Genomic DNA, 14,626 nt, shown 5'->3' with positions numbered 1-14,626 from the left:
TCGTTCAGGGCGGCTGGATGGTCGGGCCGGCGCGCGCTCGGGCCCGCACGACGAACAGCTCCCCTCCCGGCGCGGCGGGGTACGCCTCCACGGTGACGTCCACCTCGTTCCCTTCCACCACACAGGCCACCAGCCGCGCCCGGTGTGCGACCGCGATCCGGCCGGCGATCGCACAGGCGGAGCCGAGTTGGTCCGGGCGAACCGCCGCGGCCGACAACGCCGCCAGATCAGCCGCGGTGTCCGCCCTGCGTCCGGCACCGACAACGGCGACCATCGTCGTCGACACGACCGCTGCCATCACCACGATCGCGGCTGCTGCCAGCGTCCAGACGCCGCCGCTGCCGCGTTCCCGCCCGCGACGGAACGCCTGCGCCCTGGACGGGTCCGCCTCTGCCACGTCCCGCGCCCGGTTCTGGGTCATGTCGCGGGTCACGTCGCGGGCCTTGTCCTGAACCGCCCTCGCCGCCATGTCAGGAGACGCCCGGTTCGAGCGCGACGACCGCGTGCCCGCCGACGGTGATCGCCGGCAGTCGGGACAGCATCGGCCAGGACGGCCTGGCGTCCGCGGCCACCTCGACGCTCGCGATCCCGCCACCGCGGCGCACGGTGATCCGTGCACCCTCGGGCGCACTGCGCCGTCCCTCCTCCTGACCGGCGGCGATGGACTCGCCACGCGCCACGGCACGTGCGGTGTTACGCGCGGCGTCCACGCACCGGGCCTGGATCCCGACCACCGCGACCACCCAGGTCATTCCCAGCGTCACCGCGACCAGTGCGGTCAGCGCCACCGCCGTCTCGGCCGTCACCATGCCCGCCTGGCCGCGCAACCTCGCCTGCACCTTCACGACTCCTTCGCCTCTCCTCCGCTGCCGTCGCTCCGGGACCACGAACGCCTCCACTCCGACACCGCCGACGCCTCCTGCTTCGGCACCACGAACCCGCGACACGCCGCCGCTCCTCGCCTCACTGCCGGGTGGCCGGCCCGCCCGGCTCGCCAGGCGGGCCGGCCACCGCGGTCAGCCCGCCAGGCTCAACGCGGCCTTGACGAGCTTCATCAACAACTGCTGCACTTCCGAACTCGTCAGCAGCTTGATCAGCAGACCGGCGAAGCTGGCCGCGGCCACGGTGCCCACGGCGTACTCCGCCGTCGTCATGCCCCGCTCGTCCGGGCGAGCGATCCGGCGCACCTTGCGCATACGTACCTCCAGGAGTTCCGGCGACCGGCCGGTCCGGCGCCCCGATGTGCGAGGCGATGCATCGACAATGCTGGAAAGGCGTCTGCCGCCGCGCCCTCTCATCAGGCCCTGAGGACAACTCGGCCGACGGCCTTCCTGTGGACGAATCTCCAACCAGGACAGGGATTCAGGAACCTAGGAGCACTGATCACCCGGCTCGCGCGGTGTACGATTCGAGGTCCGTCCCGCGCAAGGACAGGTTGACGTGCGGCCCCCTGCGATGGCCACACCCATGGCCGGAGAGTGCCTTCTCGCAGGGGGCGACGGCACCCGCCGGGATGCTCGACGACAGGCGGAGAAGTCAACGCAGGAAGGTGTCCACCGCACCCGCGACCAGTGGGACGATCCCCACCAGGACGAAGGCGGGGAGGAAGCACAACCCCAGCGGCGCGGCGGCGTGCACCCCGACCGTTCGGGCGCGCTGGTCGTTTCGTGACCGGAGGGTGGCGCGGGCGTCGTCGGCCAGCCGGTCGAGGGTGGTTGCCAGTGGTGCACCGGAGTCCCAGACCCGCACCATTGCCCGCCCGAACGACGCCAGCGCGTCCTCGGCGAGGAAGCCCGCCCACGCCGTCCGGGCGTTCGCACCGAGCCGGAACGCCGTGGCCACCTGCCCGAGCGCACTCCCCGTCGGCCCGTCGAGTTCCACCGCGATGGCCTCGATCGCCCGCTGCGGTGAACTTCCGGCCCGCAGGCAGCCGGCCAGCAGGTCGGCCACGAAGGGCAGGTCCGCGACGAGTTGTTCCCGGCGACGGCGCACCGCCCGGGGCTCCAGCCGGCCCAGCACCCACGGCACCACGAAGGCCACGGCCGCACCGAGGACGGGTCCGATCACACCACCCACGACCACCGCGACCGCGCAGCCGGCGAGCGCGGCAGCGAGCAACTGGTTCCGCCGCTCGTTTCCGGGTGCCGGCGGATGCGCACGGGACAGATGTGCACGGGACATCGGAAGCCGGGGACGAATGTGATCCAGGCGCCGGCGAGCCGTCGCCGGACCGGCCCACATCGCGACCGCAAGGCCGACCAGAGCGGCGGCCAGGAAGCTCACGGCTGACCCTCCGCGCGCCCTGCCAGGCGCTCGACCCACCACACTCCGGCAGCGGCGAGAAGCGTGCCCAGCACCAGGCAGCCCAGGCCGTAGGGAGTTCGGAAGAGGAACGTCAACGGGTTGGCGCCGACCCCCGCACCGAGGGCCAAGCCCACCAGGGGCATGACGGCAAGCATCCGGGCGGTGGCCCGAGGTGCGGCCAGGGTCGCGGCCACCTCCTCCCGGAGACGTTCCTCGGCCCGCATGCCGCGGGCGATCCGCTCCAGAACGGCGGCCAGACCGGCGCCGGTGCTCCCGGCGACCGACCACGCCACGGCCAGTCGCCGCAGGTGCTCCGCTCCCGGCGCGTGCACCGCGCGCAGAGCCGCGGGCACGTCACCGCCCATCCTGCTCACCGCCGCGGCCGCTGCGAGGTCGGGCAGCACGCTCGCCCCGGCAGCAAGTGCCTGGTCGGCGCTGCGGCCGGCGCGGAGCTCGGCGGCGACGGTCTCCGTCGCCTCCCACAGGGCCGCCCTCCGCCTGCGCACGTCCTTCCGCCGGGACACCACGACGCCGAGCCGGCGAACAAGGGCCCGGAGCGGACCGGCGCCCCGGCCGAGGGTCCGCCGGCCGCTCGGGACTGGACCGACGCCGGCGCCGGCGTTCCCCGGCCGGCCTCTGCCGGCAGGAGGTATGGGCACGGACGTGTCCGCACACAGCCGGCGCAACAGGTTGCTCGGCGGCGCGGGCAGGCTCACCGCGACGGCGAGACCGACCAGGCCGGCGGCGAGCAGTACGCCGTAGCTCATCGCGCACCGCCACGGTCACCGACGTCTCGCCTGGTCAGCAGCCGGCGCAGCCTGGGCAGACCCGGACCGACCCGCACCTCGCCGTCGGCGTCGAACCGCACCGCGGACACCGCGGCCACCAGACCGGTGGGCTGGCGTTCGAACACGCAGACCTCGCCCACCCGGCGGCGACCGTCGCGCCCGCGAACCAGATGCACGTCCACGTCGACAGCCGCGGCCAGCTGGCTGTGCACGGCGGCCCGGCCCAGCCCGGCGGCGACCCCGAGCGCCTCGATCCGCGCCGGCACCTCCGCGGCCGAGTTGGCGTGCAGGGTGCCGCAGCCGCCTTCATGGCCGGTGTTGAGGGCCGCCAACAGGTCGACCACCTCTGCGCCCCTGACCTCACCGACGACCAGCCGATCGGGCCGCATCCGCAGGGCCTGGCGCACCAACGTACGAACGGTGATCTCCCCCGCGCCCTCGAGGTTGGCCGGGCGCGCCTCCAGCGCGACGACGTTCGGGTGGTCGGGGGCAAGCTCCCCCGAGTCCTCCACCAGAACCAGCCGGTCGGACGCCGGGACCAGCGACAGCAGGGCGGCCAGCAGTGTGGTCTTCCCGACGCCGGTGCCTCCCGAGACGAGGAACGCCAACCTGGCCTTGACGAGCCTGCTGAGCAGATGCGCGCCCTCGTCCGGTACCGATCCCTCGGCCACCAGCTCCTCGACGGTGAACACCCGCCGGCGCGGCACCCGCAGCGAGATGCAGGTGCCACGGGTGGACACCGGCGCCAGCACGGCGTGCAGACGCGTGCCGTCGGCGAGCCGGGCGTCCACGAACGGGGTCGCGTCGTCGAGCCGGCGTCCCGCACTGCCGGCCAGGCGCTGGGCGAGCCGGCGTACGGCGGCCTCGTCGGCGAAGGCGACGTCGGTGAGTTCGAGGCCGGCACCGCGATCGACCCACACCCGACGCGCACCCTGGACCAGGACGTCGGTCACGGCGGGATCGGCGAGAAGCCCCTCGAGGGGACCGGCGCCCGCGAGCTCGCGGCGCAGCGTCTCCACGATGCGCAGGACGGCGGCGTCACCGAGAATCCGGCCGTCCGCCCCGAGGGCGGCGGCCACCCTGGCCGGTGTCGGGTCGGCCGACTGCTGGGCCAGCACCTGGCGAACCCGGTCGAGCAAAGCCTGGTCGACCGGTGCGGCGGTCGCGGCCCCGCTCATGCGGCCGTTCCGTTCCGACGGGCCCGGCGGTCCTGGCGCGCCCGGCGGCCGGGCCGCGCGTCGAGGTCCGCCGCCGGCTGTGCTCCCCGGTCCCCCCGGTCCCCCCGGTCCCCCTGCGCCGACGGCGCGGCCAGCCGGGCCCCGTCGATGCCCAGGTCGGCCAGCAGCCGCCGGCACAACGTCGCGAGCGGGCCCTTGCCACGGCGACCGGGCGGCTCGCCGTGTTCGAGCATCACGTCCAGCCGGGGCTCGGGCGCGAGCTCACCGACCAGCGGAAGCTCCAGCGCCGCGGCCACCACCTCACCGTCCAGCCCCGCCGGTGACGGCCCGCGCACCACCAACCGAAGGTCGGACACCAACGCGCCGATGGCCGACCGCACCCGCGCGGCTGCCGCGACGGCACGCACCTCGGCGGGGACGACCAGCAGCGCGAGGGTGCACTGCGCCAATGCCGCCTCGGTGGCCTCGTCGACGTGCCGGGGCAGGTCGACCACCACGAGGTCGCCCCCGCGCCCGGCCGCGTTGAGCACCGATCGCATCGCCGCGCGCGGGATGGTGAGCAGGTCACCGCGGTCCCAGGACAGCACCACCAGATCGTCGACGCGGGGCAGCGCGGATCGTAGGGCACCCGCGCTCACCCTCCCCTCGGTCGCCACCAGCTCCGGCCATCGCATACCCGTGCAGTCCTCACCGCCGAGGATCAGCTCGATGCCACCACCGAGCGGATCGCCGTCGACCAGGAGACTTCGTACACCGCGGCCGGCTGCCGTCACCGCCAGGGCAGCGGCGAGCGTGGAAGCTCCCGCACCGCCGCGTCCGCCCACCACGCCGACCACGACCGCCGACCGCCCCGCACCCTCGGCGGCGTCGGCCAGCCGATGAACGATCCACTGCTCCGCGTCGGGGAGCTGGAGGACATGCTCGGCGCCCAGCTCGACCGCGCCCTGCCACAACCCTCGGCTGTCCAGCGTGTGGCCGACCACGACCACGTCCGGGCGACGTGGCGGGCTCGCACGGACGAGATCGGCCACCAGGTCGGCGCCGACGAGGACGAGGGGCGCCGCCGGCCACAGCCGGCGCGCCATCCCGGCATCGGCCGCCACCTCCAACCCGGCGCCGGCCGCGGTGGCGAGGCGGACGAGATCGTCGAGGAGGAGTTCGTCGGCCGTCGCGACGACTGGCCGCGGCCCGGGCACGAGTCCAGACATGAAGAACCTTTCGAACCAGCCACAGAAGGGCGAAGAGCGGTCGGAAGGCACTCACGATGCCTCGCCGCCGAGTGCGGCGAGCGGGCCCGAACCACGCCTGTGGACTGCCCCACCGATCACGTCGGTGTGGAAAACAACCGGGAAACGGCAGGGGCGAGCGCGGAAACTCGGAGGGTTCGCGAGGGTGCGCGCCGGGCACTAGAGCAGACGACACAAGCTACACAGGCGACAGCCCCCGCCGGGGGGGAGAGCGGGGGCTGTCCCTGGCCTCAGCGCGCTCGGCGAGCTGGGCCGGCACCAGCGGCGAGGGGGTCAGCCGCTGAGCTTCTGCTTCCCTCACCGAGGTCGTCTCAAACTTCGGACGAGGGCTCACACTCAGTTTGTCTCACGGGTGTCCGCCGCGCCAAACCCTCGTGGGGAAAAGGCCGAGGCCGCCCACGATGATCCCCACCGAGTCCCACGGAGTCCCGCCATCCCCTGGACATCACCCGCCGTGTGCCGGAATCCCGCGCCTTGTCGGGCCCGGACGCCGATCGCCCGGTGACCGGGGCCGCTACCGAAAAGACCACTGCTCGACCGCGAAGCGTTGCGCACCGACCATTCCGGCTTCCCCGGCGCGGACCTAGGGTTGGGATGGCCGACCGCCGACCGGCCCGGCACGGCCCAGCTGCCGGCCCGAACGCCCGACAGCCCGACCGACGACGGACGAGGACCTGCCGAGAATGCCCGACGAAGACCCGCAACGGCCCGACCACGGTCACCGCGTCGCGGCGTTCTTCGACCTGGACAAGACGATTCTGGCCAGGTCGAGCACGCTCGCCTTCAGCCGGCCGTTCTACAACGGCGGTCTCATCAACCGACGGGCCGTGCTGCGGTCGGCGTACGCACAGTTCGTCTACCTGCTCGGCGGCGCCGACCACGAGCAGATGGAGAAGATGCGGGCCTACCTGTCGGCCATCGTCACCGGGTGGGACGTGCAGGGCGTGAAGGACATCGTGGCCGAGGCGCTGCACCACGTCGTCGACCCGCTGGTGTTCGCCGAGGCCGTCGCGCTGATGGCCGACCATCAGGCAGCCGGACACGAGGTGGTCATCGTCTCCTCGTCCGGGCAGGAGGTCGTCGAGCCGATCGGTGAACTCCTGGGTGCCGACCGGGTGATCGCCACCCGGATGAGAGTTCAGGACGGCAAGTACACCGGGGTGATCGACTTCTATTCGTACGGAGAGAACAAGGCGACCGCCGTCCGTGAGCTGGCCGCCGAGCGCGCTTACGACCTGGACGAGTGCTACGCGTACTCCGACTCGATCACCGACCTCCCCCTGCTGCGGGTCGTGGGCCATCCGTACGCCGTCAACCCCGACCGCGCGCTGCGCCGCATCGCCGCCGAGAACGGCTGGCCGGTCCTCCGGTTCGCCCGGCCGACCGCGGTGGACGAGACCGGTTCGCGCACGTCCGGCCGACGGCCCGCGCTGGCCGTCGCCGTCTGCGCCGGCGCGGCGATGGCGGTGGTGTGGGCCGTTCGCAGCGGCCGGATCTCCGACGTACGCGCCCGGGTCGAACTGCGCGCCGAAAGTAAAGATCTTGGCCGGACCCTTTCCTTCGCGGGACGAAGGCCGTAGAAAGGCAGTACGTCCCGTGGGACCAGAAGAAGCACTCCGGTGCCACTTCTGATTGCACGAGACGTGCACGCCGGCCGGGTACCCACGCGACGACCAGCCCGTCTTCGAGGGCGGTCGCTTCGGCTCCCGGGTTCCCCGGGACCGAAGCGACACCAAGGTGCGCGCTTGGTAACCCGGCCGACGTGCGCCTGTCGCCCAGCCTTGTTCGGCACGCGCGTGAACGATTCCGCGACGACCGGAAAATACCGCTGCGCTCCGGTTGGCCGTTTTCCCGTGTGGGTTCTCGATCGGCGTCATCGCGTACGACGAAAAGCTTTCCCAAGCAGGACAAACCACTGGTTCCGCGCCGTATCGTCGCGCCATGGCGGCGTTTCGCGAGCCCTCGTTCGAGGTCCTCGACGACGGACGCGTCGAGGAAACCGCCGGCGGCCCCCGTCGCGGTGGCGGCCGCCGGCTCCGGCGCCGTCGATTCGTCCCACTGGTGGCGGTGCTGGTCGCCGGCTTGGTCGGTGGCGCCGGCGGGGCCATCTGGTGGGTCCGCCAGGCCGGCGGCATCGCGCACACCGAGCCGGTCCGGCTGTTCGCCCAGGCAAGTTCCGGCGCAGACGAGCCGGACGACCGCGCCTGCGTGTCGGTACTGGTCGTCCTGCACAACCTCGGTGACCATCCCCTCACCGTCGAGCGCATCGACGTCCGGCTGCCGCGGCTGCGGACGAGCCGGCAGTGCCCGCCACCGGAGCAGCCGGCAGGTGACGCGGTCATCCGGCCGGCCGGATGACCTGGCGTATGTCCTTCGTCTCGAGCTGGCCTGCCCGTCCTCGGGTCCGAAGTCCGCACCGACCTCGGCACGGGCACCGGCACCGCGCTACACCGCCGTCGCCAGCAGTCCGTTCGGGAAGCGGACCACGGTCACCGGCACGATCGACACCAGCGGACTGGAGTCCGATGCCGAACTGTGCGGCCGACGTCCCAGCTCACTCACCCTGTGGTGGTCGGGCGAGCACGCCGCCCGGGTCGACGGCTCGAATACCCCCGGCACTCCCGGCCGGGCGCCCACTCTCCGGCTGACCGGACTGGTCGGCTCCGGCCTGTCCGCGCCGGACGTCGTGCTCACCTCGCTGGGCACGTCCTCCCGAAGCGCGTTCGCCGCCACCGCGCACGGACTGCCGCTCAGTCTGCACTCCGACACCGACCGTCAAGTCGTCGTTGACATCACGGTACGAGACTGCACCCGGGCCAGACGGTTCGCCGACGCCGATCTGGTGATGACCGCCACCACCCGGCCGGGCGCGCACGTCTCGGGCACTCTCACCGACGGTCCGCGGGCGCTGACGGTGGCTCTGGTCCGCCTGGTCGACGCCACCTGCGGCGCTCCCGGCCCGGCCCGCTGAGACCGTCCGAGCCGGTTCGAGCCGGTCCAGGGACGGACCGACCCGAAACCGTCCCGGCCGTGGGTCCTCGCGTACCATCACCGCACCATGGAAGAGTCGGTACGACGGTCGCTGGGCCGCTCATTCGGGTCCACCGCAGCAGACTACGAACGCAGCCGTCCCGACTATCCCCAGGCCGCCGCGGAATGGCTGCTGGCCGGTCTGGACGACAGCCCCCGCGCCCGCGCCGGCTGGCCCGCGACCGTCGTCGAACTCGCCGCCGGCACCGGCAAGTTCACCAGGTCCCTGGTCGCCGCGGGCCACGACGTCATCGCCGTCGAGCCCGCCCAGCCGATGCTGGACCGGCTGGTCCGCGCCGTTCCCGAAGCCGTCGCGGTCCGAGGGGTCGCCGAGCGCATTCCCCTCGCCGACAGCAGTGCGGACGCGGTGCTCGTCGCCCAGGCGTTCCACTGGTTCGACACCGAACCCTCACTGGCGGAGATCGCCCGCGTGCTGCGTCCGGGCGGGATGTTCGGCCTGGTGTGGAACTACCGCGACGAGTCGGTCCCCTGGGTGCGGCAGCTGTCCCGCCTGCTGGGCAGCGACCGCCAGCAGACCGGGCACGCCGAGGAGCTGATCGAGAAGCTGGAGTGGAGCAGGCTGTTCACCCCGCCGAAGCGGACCATCTTCCGGATGTGGCAGCGGCTGGACCGGCAGGGCCTGGTCCGGCTGGTCGCGTCCAGGTCGTACGTCTCGACGATGTCCCCGGCAGACCGCGAGGACCTGCTGTTCAACGTCGGACAGCTCTTCGACGTCACCGCCCGCCAGCCCGACGGCCTGCTGCTGCCGTACACGACGATCTGCTACCGCGCCGGTGTGCGCAAATGGTGACGGCCCCGGGTGCGAGACTGGCTCGATGAGCAGCAGCGGGGACCACGACGAGCCGACCGAGCCGACCGACCCGACCGATCCCACCGACCCGGCGGAGGAACCCGGCCGGCTCCTGCACCGCTGGGCGGTCGAGCTCGCCGCGATGGCACAGAACGGCCTGACCTACAGCTCCGACCGCTACGACATCGCGCGGTACGAACGCCTGCGGTCGATGTCGGCCGACCTGATGGGGCTGATCGGTACGCCCGACCCGGCGGAGTTCCGGGCGGCGCTGAACGCGGAGGGTGGGCACGCGACCCCCAAGGTCGACGTCCGCGGCGCGCTCTTCGCCGACGACCGGGTGCTGCTGGTGCAGGAGGCGCGCGACCGGCTCTGGACGCTGCCTGGCGGCTGGGCGGACGCGCTGGACTCTCCGTCGGACGCGGCCGAACGCGAGTTCGCCGAGGAGGCCGGTCTTCGCGTACGCGCGCACCGGCTGGCGGCGGTGCACGACGGCTCGCTGCGTAACGGCCACGCCGGCAGTCCCTGGCACACGTACAAGCTGTTCTTCCTCGTCGACCGGCTGGACGACTCGGCACCGCGCGCGGGCCTGGACGGCGAGACCGCGGACGTCGGCTTCTTCGCCCTCGACGACCTGCCCGAGCTGTCCACCCCACGGTGCACCGCGGACCAGTTGGCGCTCCTGCTCGCCCACCATCGCGACCCGAGCCTGCCGACGGACTTCGACTGACCTCCGGCGCCGGTTTGCCGTTTCATGAGCGGCACTTGAGGAAAACACTTCCCGAGCGCCGCCGACACCTCTACGGTGGGCCTCCAACGAAGTCACGGTGCGGCACTGGCACGTGCCGGTGAGGCACCGTCACACGTCGGACGCGGCTGCCCGCCGGTGCGCGGCGCCGCACACAGCGGAGGTGGCAACGTGGCCGAACCCGACGCGCGACCGGAGCCGAAACCCGGCCCGGGTTCCGGACTGACCGTCGCGGACCACCGCGAGTACGCGGCGATCGCGCACAGCGAGGAGTTCGGCCGGCTGCGCAGGCGGCACCGCGGGTTCGCGTTCCCGTGGACCATCGCCTTCCTGGCGTGGTACCTCCTCTACGTCGTGTGCGCCAACTGGGCGCCCGGGCTGATGAGCACCAAGGTGGCAGGGAACATCAACGTCGCCCTGGTGTGGGGTCTGCTGCAGTTCCTTTCCACGTTCGTGATCGCGTTCCTCTACAGCCGGCACGCCCGCCGACACCTCGACCCGGTGGCCGGCGAGCTCAACGCCCGGTTCGAGAACGCGCGTTCACAGTCGGGAGCCGCCCGATGAGCACCCTCCTGACGGCGGCGCCGGCGCAGGCCTCCGACCACCGCACCCTCACCATCGTGTTGTTCCTGGCCGTGGTGGCGGTCACGTTGTACGTCACGCTCGTGGCCAGCCGGCAGAACCGCACCGCCGCTGACTACTACGCGGCCGGCCGGTCCTTCTCCGGTTTCCAGAACGGCATGGCGATCTCCGGCGACTACATGTCGGCCGCGTCGTTCCTCGGCATCTCCGGCGCGATCGCGCTGTCGGGGTACGACGGGTTCCTGTACTCCATCGGCTTCCTGGTGGCGTGGCTGGTCGCGCTGATGCTGGTGGCAGAGCTCCTGCGCAACTCCGGCCGCTTCACCCTGGCCGACCAGCTCGCCTACCGCATGCGCCAGCGGCCGGTACGCACCGCCGCAGCCGTGTCCACGCTCGGCGTCTCGATCTTCTACCTGCTGGCCCAGATGGTCGGGGCGGGCTCCCTGGTCGCCCTGCTGCTCGGCATCAGCAGCGACACCGCCAAGAACATCACCATCGCCCTCGTCGGCGCGCTGATGATCTTCTACGTCACGGTCGGCGGCATGAAGGGCACCACCTGGGTGCAGATCGTCAAGGCCGTCCTGCTGATGGGCGGCACCCTGCTGGTCACCGGCATCGTGTTGTGGAAGTTCGGCTTCAACCTCTCCGACCTGCTGGGCACGGCCGCGGACCGCAGCGGCAAGGGGCAGGCGTTCATCGAACCAGGACTGAAGTACGGCAAGACGCTCACGTCCAAGATCGACTTCCTGTCTCTCGGCCTGGCCCTCGTCCTGGGCACCGCGGGCCTGCCGCACATCCTGATCCGCTTCTACACCGTGCCGACGTCGCGCGCGGCGCGTTCCTCGGTGCAGTGGGCGATCGGCATCATCGGTGTCTTCTACCTGATGACGCTGGTGCTCGGCTTCGGGGCGGCGGCCATGCTCGACACCGGACCGGAGTCGCAGGTGGCCGCGACCGCGGGCAACGTCGCCGCCCCACTGCTCGCCCAGGCCGCCGGCGGCGGTGCGGGCACCACCGGCGGCGCGGTCCTGCTGGCGTTGATCGCCGCGGTGGCGTTCGCCACCATCCTCGCGGTGGTGGCCGGCCTGACGCTCACCTCGGCGTCGTCGTTCGCTCACGACATCTACGCGCACGTGCTTCGGCGCGGCCAGGCGTCCGAACGCCAGGAGGTCCGGGTGGCCCGGATGGCCGCCTTCCTGATCGGCGCGGTGGCGATCGCGCTGGCGATCCCGGCGCAGCGGCTCAACGTCGCGTTCCTGGTGGCGCTGGCGTTCGCGGTGGCCGCTTCGGCCAACCTCCCGGCGATCGTCTACAACCTGTTCTGGCGCCGGTTCAACACCCAGGGCGCGGTGTGGAGCATCTACGGCGGGCTGGGCAGCGCCGTCCTGCTCGTGTTCTTCTCCCCGGTGGTCTCCGGCAAGGTGGCGCCCGACGGTACGAGCGCCTCGCTCTTCCCGCTCGGTGTCGACTTCGCGTGGTTCCCGCTGGAGAACCCCGGCATCGTGTCGATTCCGCTCGGCTTCCTGCTCGGCTGGGCGGGCACGGTGCTGGGCAGGGACAAGGACTCCGAGAGCCGCTTCGACGAGTTGCAGGTCCGCGCGCTCACCGGCGCCGGGGCGGAGGTCGCGTCCGGGCGTTGAGCGACGTACCCCGTCCGTCCGGGCACCAGCGTCGTCACGCTGCGCGCCCGGCCGGATGACCCCCGTGGTCTCCGGTCCGACGGGTTCGCCGACGGCCGGTCCAGGCCACCGGGGCCGGGCGGCCGCGCTCCCGCGTTGTCGGAGTGGAGGACTAGGGTTCTGTAGCACCCTAAGCACCCAGATCGACGCCAGCAGACCGAAGAAGGGGTTGTCCGTGAGCGAAGCACTGTCGAACCTCCTGCGGGAAGACCGGAGGTTCCCCCCGCCCGCGGAGCTCGCCGCCGCCGCCAACGTCACCAAGGAGACCTACGCCGAGGCGGACTCGGACCGGATCGCCTTCTGGGAGAAGCAGGCCCGCCGGCTGCACTGGGACCGCGAGTGGGACGAGGCGCTCGACTGGAGCAAGGCGCCGTTCGCGAAGTGGTTCGTCGGCGGCCGGATCAACGCCGCGTACAACTGCCTCGACCGCCACGTCGAGGCCGGCAACGGCGACAAGGTCGCCTACCACTGGGAGGGCGAGCCGGGCGACACCCGCACGATCACCTACGCCGACCTGCTGCGCGAGGTGTCCCGGGCGGCCAACGCGCTGACCGAGCTGGGCGTGCGGGCCGGTGACCGGGTGGCCATCTACATGCCGATGATCCCCGAGACCGTGGTCGCGATGCTGGCCTGCGCCCGGTTGGGTGCGCCGCACACCGTGGTGTTCGGCGGCTTCTCGGCGAGCGCGCTGCGCGACCGCATCCAGGACTGCGACGCCCGGATCGTGATCACCTCCGACGGCGGCTACCGCCGGGGCGCCCCGAGCGCGCTGAAGCCGCAGGTCGACCAGGCGCTCACCGAGTGCCCGGACGTCCGCAACGTCCTCGTGGTGAAGCGGACCGACCAGGACGTGGAGTGGACCGAGGGGCGCGACCTGTGGTGGCACGAGGTCGTCGACAAGCAGAGCGACCAGCACACGGCCGAGTTCTTCGACGCCGAGCAGCCGCTCTACGTCATGTACACCAGCGGCACCACCGGCAAGCCCAAGGGCATCCTGCACACCACCGGCGGCTACCTCACCCAGGTCGCCTGGACCCAGTGGGCGGTCTTCGACGTCAAGCCCGACGACGTTTACTGGACCGCCGCCGACATCGGCTGGGTCACCGGTCACTCCTACATCGTCTACGGCCCGCTGGCCAACGGCGTGACGAGCGTGATGTACGAGGGCACGCCGGACACCCCGCACCGCGGCCGCTGGTGGGAGCTGATCGCGAAGTACGGCGTCAGCATCCTCTACTGTGCGCCCACCGCGATCCGGACGTTCATGAAGTGGGGCGAGGACATCCCCGCGGAGTTCGACCTGTCCTCGCTGCGCGTACTGGGCAGCGTCGGCGAGCCGATCAACCCCGAGGCCTACGTCTGGTACCGCACCTTCATCGGTGGCGGCCGCACCCCGGTCGTGGACACCTGGTGGCAGACCGAGACCGGCGGCATCATGATCACTCCGCTGCCCGGTGTGGCCGAAGGGAAGCCGGGTGCTGCCATGACGCCGCTGCCCGGCATCTCCGCCGAGGTGGTCGACGACGCCGGCAACCCTGTGCCCAACGGCGCCGGTGGCTACCTCGTTCTCACCGAGCCGTGGCCGGCGATGCTGCGGACACTGTGGGGTGACGACCAGCGCTACATCGACACCTACTGGTCGCGGTTCGAGGGTCGCTACTTCGCCGGCGACGGCGCCAAGAAGGACGACGACGGGGACATCTGGCTGCTCGGCCGGGTCGACGACGTGATGAACGTCTCCGGGCACCGGCTGTCCACCACCGAGATCGAGTCCGCGCTGGTGTCTCACCCGAACGTGGCCGAGGCCGCCGTGGTGGGTGCCACCGACCCGACGACCGGACAGGCCGTCGTGGCGTTCGTGATCCTGCGTGGCAGCGCCACCGAGTCCGGGGAGCAGGCGGCAAAGGAGCTGCGCAACCACGTGGCCAGCGAGATCGGGCCGATCGCGAAGCCCCGCCAGATCCTGGTGGTGGAGGAGTTGCCGAAGACGCGCTCGGGCAAGATCATGCGCCGGTTGCTGCGCGACGTGGCCGAAAACCGCGAGCTCGGCGACGTCACCACCCTCACCGATTCCTCGGTGATGGAGCTGATTCGCTCCAACCTCTCCACGCCCGGCGCCGCCGACGACGACTGATTCGCAGCGGGCCGGCCACGCCGGTCGGAGTCGAGGATTCATTGTGGGCCCGGGGTTCTGCACCAGAACCCCGGGCCCGCGTCGTTCTGCCGTTCCGCCTTCGGGGGATTACATCCGCGCCGGGT

Annotated in this window: 15 protein-coding genes; 8 read left to right on the top strand and 7 right to left on the bottom strand. The window is 72.0% G+C overall.

Annotated features, from left to right (window positions below; translation table 11 throughout):
- Window positions 1–4: 4 nt before the first annotated feature.
- The 7 genes from ABZV93_RS28260 to ssd all read right to left on the bottom strand — a co-directional run bounded on the left by ABZV93_RS28260 (window position 5) and on the right by ssd (window position 5,478).
- Window positions 5–469, bottom strand: a complete 465-nt coding sequence (locus tag ABZV93_RS28260) for an Rv3654c family TadE-like protein (RefSeq protein WP_354941893.1) — start codon at window positions 467–469, stop codon at window positions 5–7.
- 1 nt (window position 470) lies between these two features.
- Window positions 471–947, bottom strand: a complete 477-nt coding sequence (locus ABZV93_RS28255; RefSeq protein WP_354941891.1) for a TadE family type IV pilus minor pilin — start codon at window positions 945–947, stop codon at window positions 471–473.
- A gap of 69 nt (window positions 948–1,016) precedes the next feature.
- Window positions 1,017–1,196, bottom strand: coding sequence for a DUF4244 domain-containing protein (locus ABZV93_RS28250; RefSeq protein ID WP_179790444.1), 180 nt, complete (start codon window positions 1,194–1,196; stop codon window positions 1,017–1,019).
- A gap of 340 nt (window positions 1,197–1,536) precedes the next feature.
- Complete coding sequence (locus ABZV93_RS28245) at window positions 1,537–2,283, bottom strand: type II secretion system F family protein (protein ID WP_354941889.1); 747 nt, start codon at window positions 2,281–2,283, stop codon at window positions 1,537–1,539.
- A complete protein-coding gene (locus ABZV93_RS28240; protein ID WP_354941887.1) occupies window positions 2,280–3,071 on the bottom strand; it encodes a type II secretion system F family protein in 792 nt (263 codons plus the stop codon). Before ABZV93_RS28240 ends, ABZV93_RS28245 begins: the two co-directional genes overlap by 4 nt.
- A complete protein-coding gene (locus ABZV93_RS28235) occupies window positions 3,068–4,270 on the bottom strand; it encodes a TadA family conjugal transfer-associated ATPase (RefSeq protein ID WP_354941885.1) in 1,203 nt (400 codons plus the stop codon). Before ABZV93_RS28235 ends, ABZV93_RS28240 begins: the two co-directional genes overlap by 4 nt.
- Window positions 4,267–5,478, bottom strand: a complete 1,212-nt coding sequence (ssd, locus tag ABZV93_RS28230; RefSeq protein WP_354941883.1) for a septum site-determining protein Ssd — start codon at window positions 5,476–5,478, stop codon at window positions 4,267–4,269. Before ssd ends, ABZV93_RS28235 begins: the two co-directional genes overlap by 4 nt.
- Before the next feature lie 722 nt (window positions 5,479–6,200).
- On the opposite strand from ssd, the gene ABZV93_RS28225 reads away from it, so the two are divergent.
- The 8 genes from ABZV93_RS28225 (at window position 6,201) to acs (ending at window position 14,501) form a co-directional block, all read left to right on the top strand.
- Window positions 6,201–7,097: an HAD-IB family hydrolase gene (locus ABZV93_RS28225; protein WP_354941881.1), complete on the top strand. Its 897-nt coding sequence runs from the start codon at window positions 6,201–6,203 to the stop codon at window positions 7,095–7,097.
- A 361-nt stretch (window positions 7,098–7,458) separates the two neighbouring features.
- Window positions 7,459–7,875 (top strand): hypothetical protein, encoded by a 417-nt coding sequence (locus tag ABZV93_RS28220; protein WP_354941879.1) that lies wholly within the window; start codon window positions 7,459–7,461, stop codon window positions 7,873–7,875.
- A complete protein-coding gene (locus tag ABZV93_RS28215) occupies window positions 7,847–8,488 on the top strand; it encodes a hypothetical protein (protein WP_354941877.1) in 642 nt (213 codons plus the stop codon). Before ABZV93_RS28220 ends, ABZV93_RS28215 begins: the two co-directional genes overlap by 29 nt.
- Before the next feature lie 87 nt (window positions 8,489–8,575).
- Window positions 8,576–9,358: a class I SAM-dependent methyltransferase gene (locus ABZV93_RS28210; RefSeq protein ID WP_354941875.1), complete on the top strand. Its 783-nt coding sequence runs from the start codon at window positions 8,576–8,578 to the stop codon at window positions 9,356–9,358.
- Between the two features lie 25 nt (window positions 9,359–9,383).
- A complete protein-coding gene (locus ABZV93_RS28205; RefSeq protein ID WP_354941873.1) occupies window positions 9,384–10,088 on the top strand; it encodes an NUDIX hydrolase N-terminal domain-containing protein in 705 nt (234 codons plus the stop codon).
- A gap of 189 nt (window positions 10,089–10,277) precedes the next feature.
- Window positions 10,278–10,670, top strand: coding sequence for a DUF485 domain-containing protein (locus ABZV93_RS28200; protein ID WP_354941871.1), 393 nt, complete (start codon window positions 10,278–10,280; stop codon window positions 10,668–10,670).
- Window positions 10,667–12,328 (top strand): cation acetate symporter, encoded by a 1,662-nt coding sequence (locus tag ABZV93_RS28195; protein ID WP_354941869.1) that lies wholly within the window; start codon window positions 10,667–10,669, stop codon window positions 12,326–12,328. The genes ABZV93_RS28200 and ABZV93_RS28195 overlap by 4 nt, the downstream gene beginning before the upstream one ends.
- A 214-nt stretch (window positions 12,329–12,542) precedes the next feature.
- Entirely contained in the window at window positions 12,543–14,501 is a 1,959-nt protein-coding gene (gene acs, locus ABZV93_RS28190) for an acetate--CoA ligase (RefSeq protein ID WP_354941867.1), read from the top strand.
- The last annotated feature ends 125 nt before the right edge of the window (window positions 14,502–14,626 follow it).

The sequence above is a fragment of the Actinopolymorpha sp. NPDC004070 genome (assembly GCF_040610475.1).
In the GTDB taxonomy this organism is placed as follows: domain Bacteria; phylum Actinomycetota; class Actinomycetes; order Propionibacteriales; family Actinopolymorphaceae; genus Actinopolymorpha.
Note: the sequence above shows the minus strand (reverse complement) of the source record. Positions and strands in the feature narration are given on the sequence as shown.

Excerpts from the sequence above, each read along its gene's own strand:
- ABZV93_RS28260 (WP_354941893.1), bottom strand. The coding sequence starts at position 469 with ATGGCGGCGAGGGCGGTTCAGGACAAGGCCCGCGACGTGACCCGCGAC.
- ABZV93_RS28250 (WP_179790444.1), bottom strand. The coding sequence starts at position 1,196 with ATGCGCAAGGTGCGCCGGATCGCTCGCCCGGACGAGCGGGGCATGACG.
- ABZV93_RS28240 (WP_354941887.1), bottom strand. The coding sequence starts at position 3,071 with ATGAGCTACGGCGTACTGCTCGCCGCCGGCCTGGTCGGTCTCGCCGTC.
- ABZV93_RS28235 (WP_354941885.1), bottom strand. The coding sequence starts at position 4,270 with ATGAGCGGGGCCGCGACCGCCGCACCGGTCGACCAGGCTTTGCTCGAC.
- ssd (WP_354941883.1), bottom strand. The coding sequence starts at position 5,478 with ATGTCTGGACTCGTGCCCGGGCCGCGGCCAGTCGTCGCGACGGCCGAC.
- ABZV93_RS28225 (WP_354941881.1), top strand. The coding sequence starts at position 6,201 with ATGCCCGACGAAGACCCGCAACGGCCCGACCACGGTCACCGCGTCGCG.
- ABZV93_RS28220 (WP_354941879.1), top strand. The coding sequence starts at position 7,459 with ATGGCGGCGTTTCGCGAGCCCTCGTTCGAGGTCCTCGACGACGGACGC.
- ABZV93_RS28210 (WP_354941875.1), top strand. The coding sequence starts at position 8,576 with ATGGAAGAGTCGGTACGACGGTCGCTGGGCCGCTCATTCGGGTCCACC.
- ABZV93_RS28205 (WP_354941873.1), top strand. The coding sequence starts at position 9,384 with ATGAGCAGCAGCGGGGACCACGACGAGCCGACCGAGCCGACCGACCCG.
- ABZV93_RS28195 (WP_354941869.1), top strand. The coding sequence starts at position 10,667 with ATGAGCACCCTCCTGACGGCGGCGCCGGCGCAGGCCTCCGACCACCGC.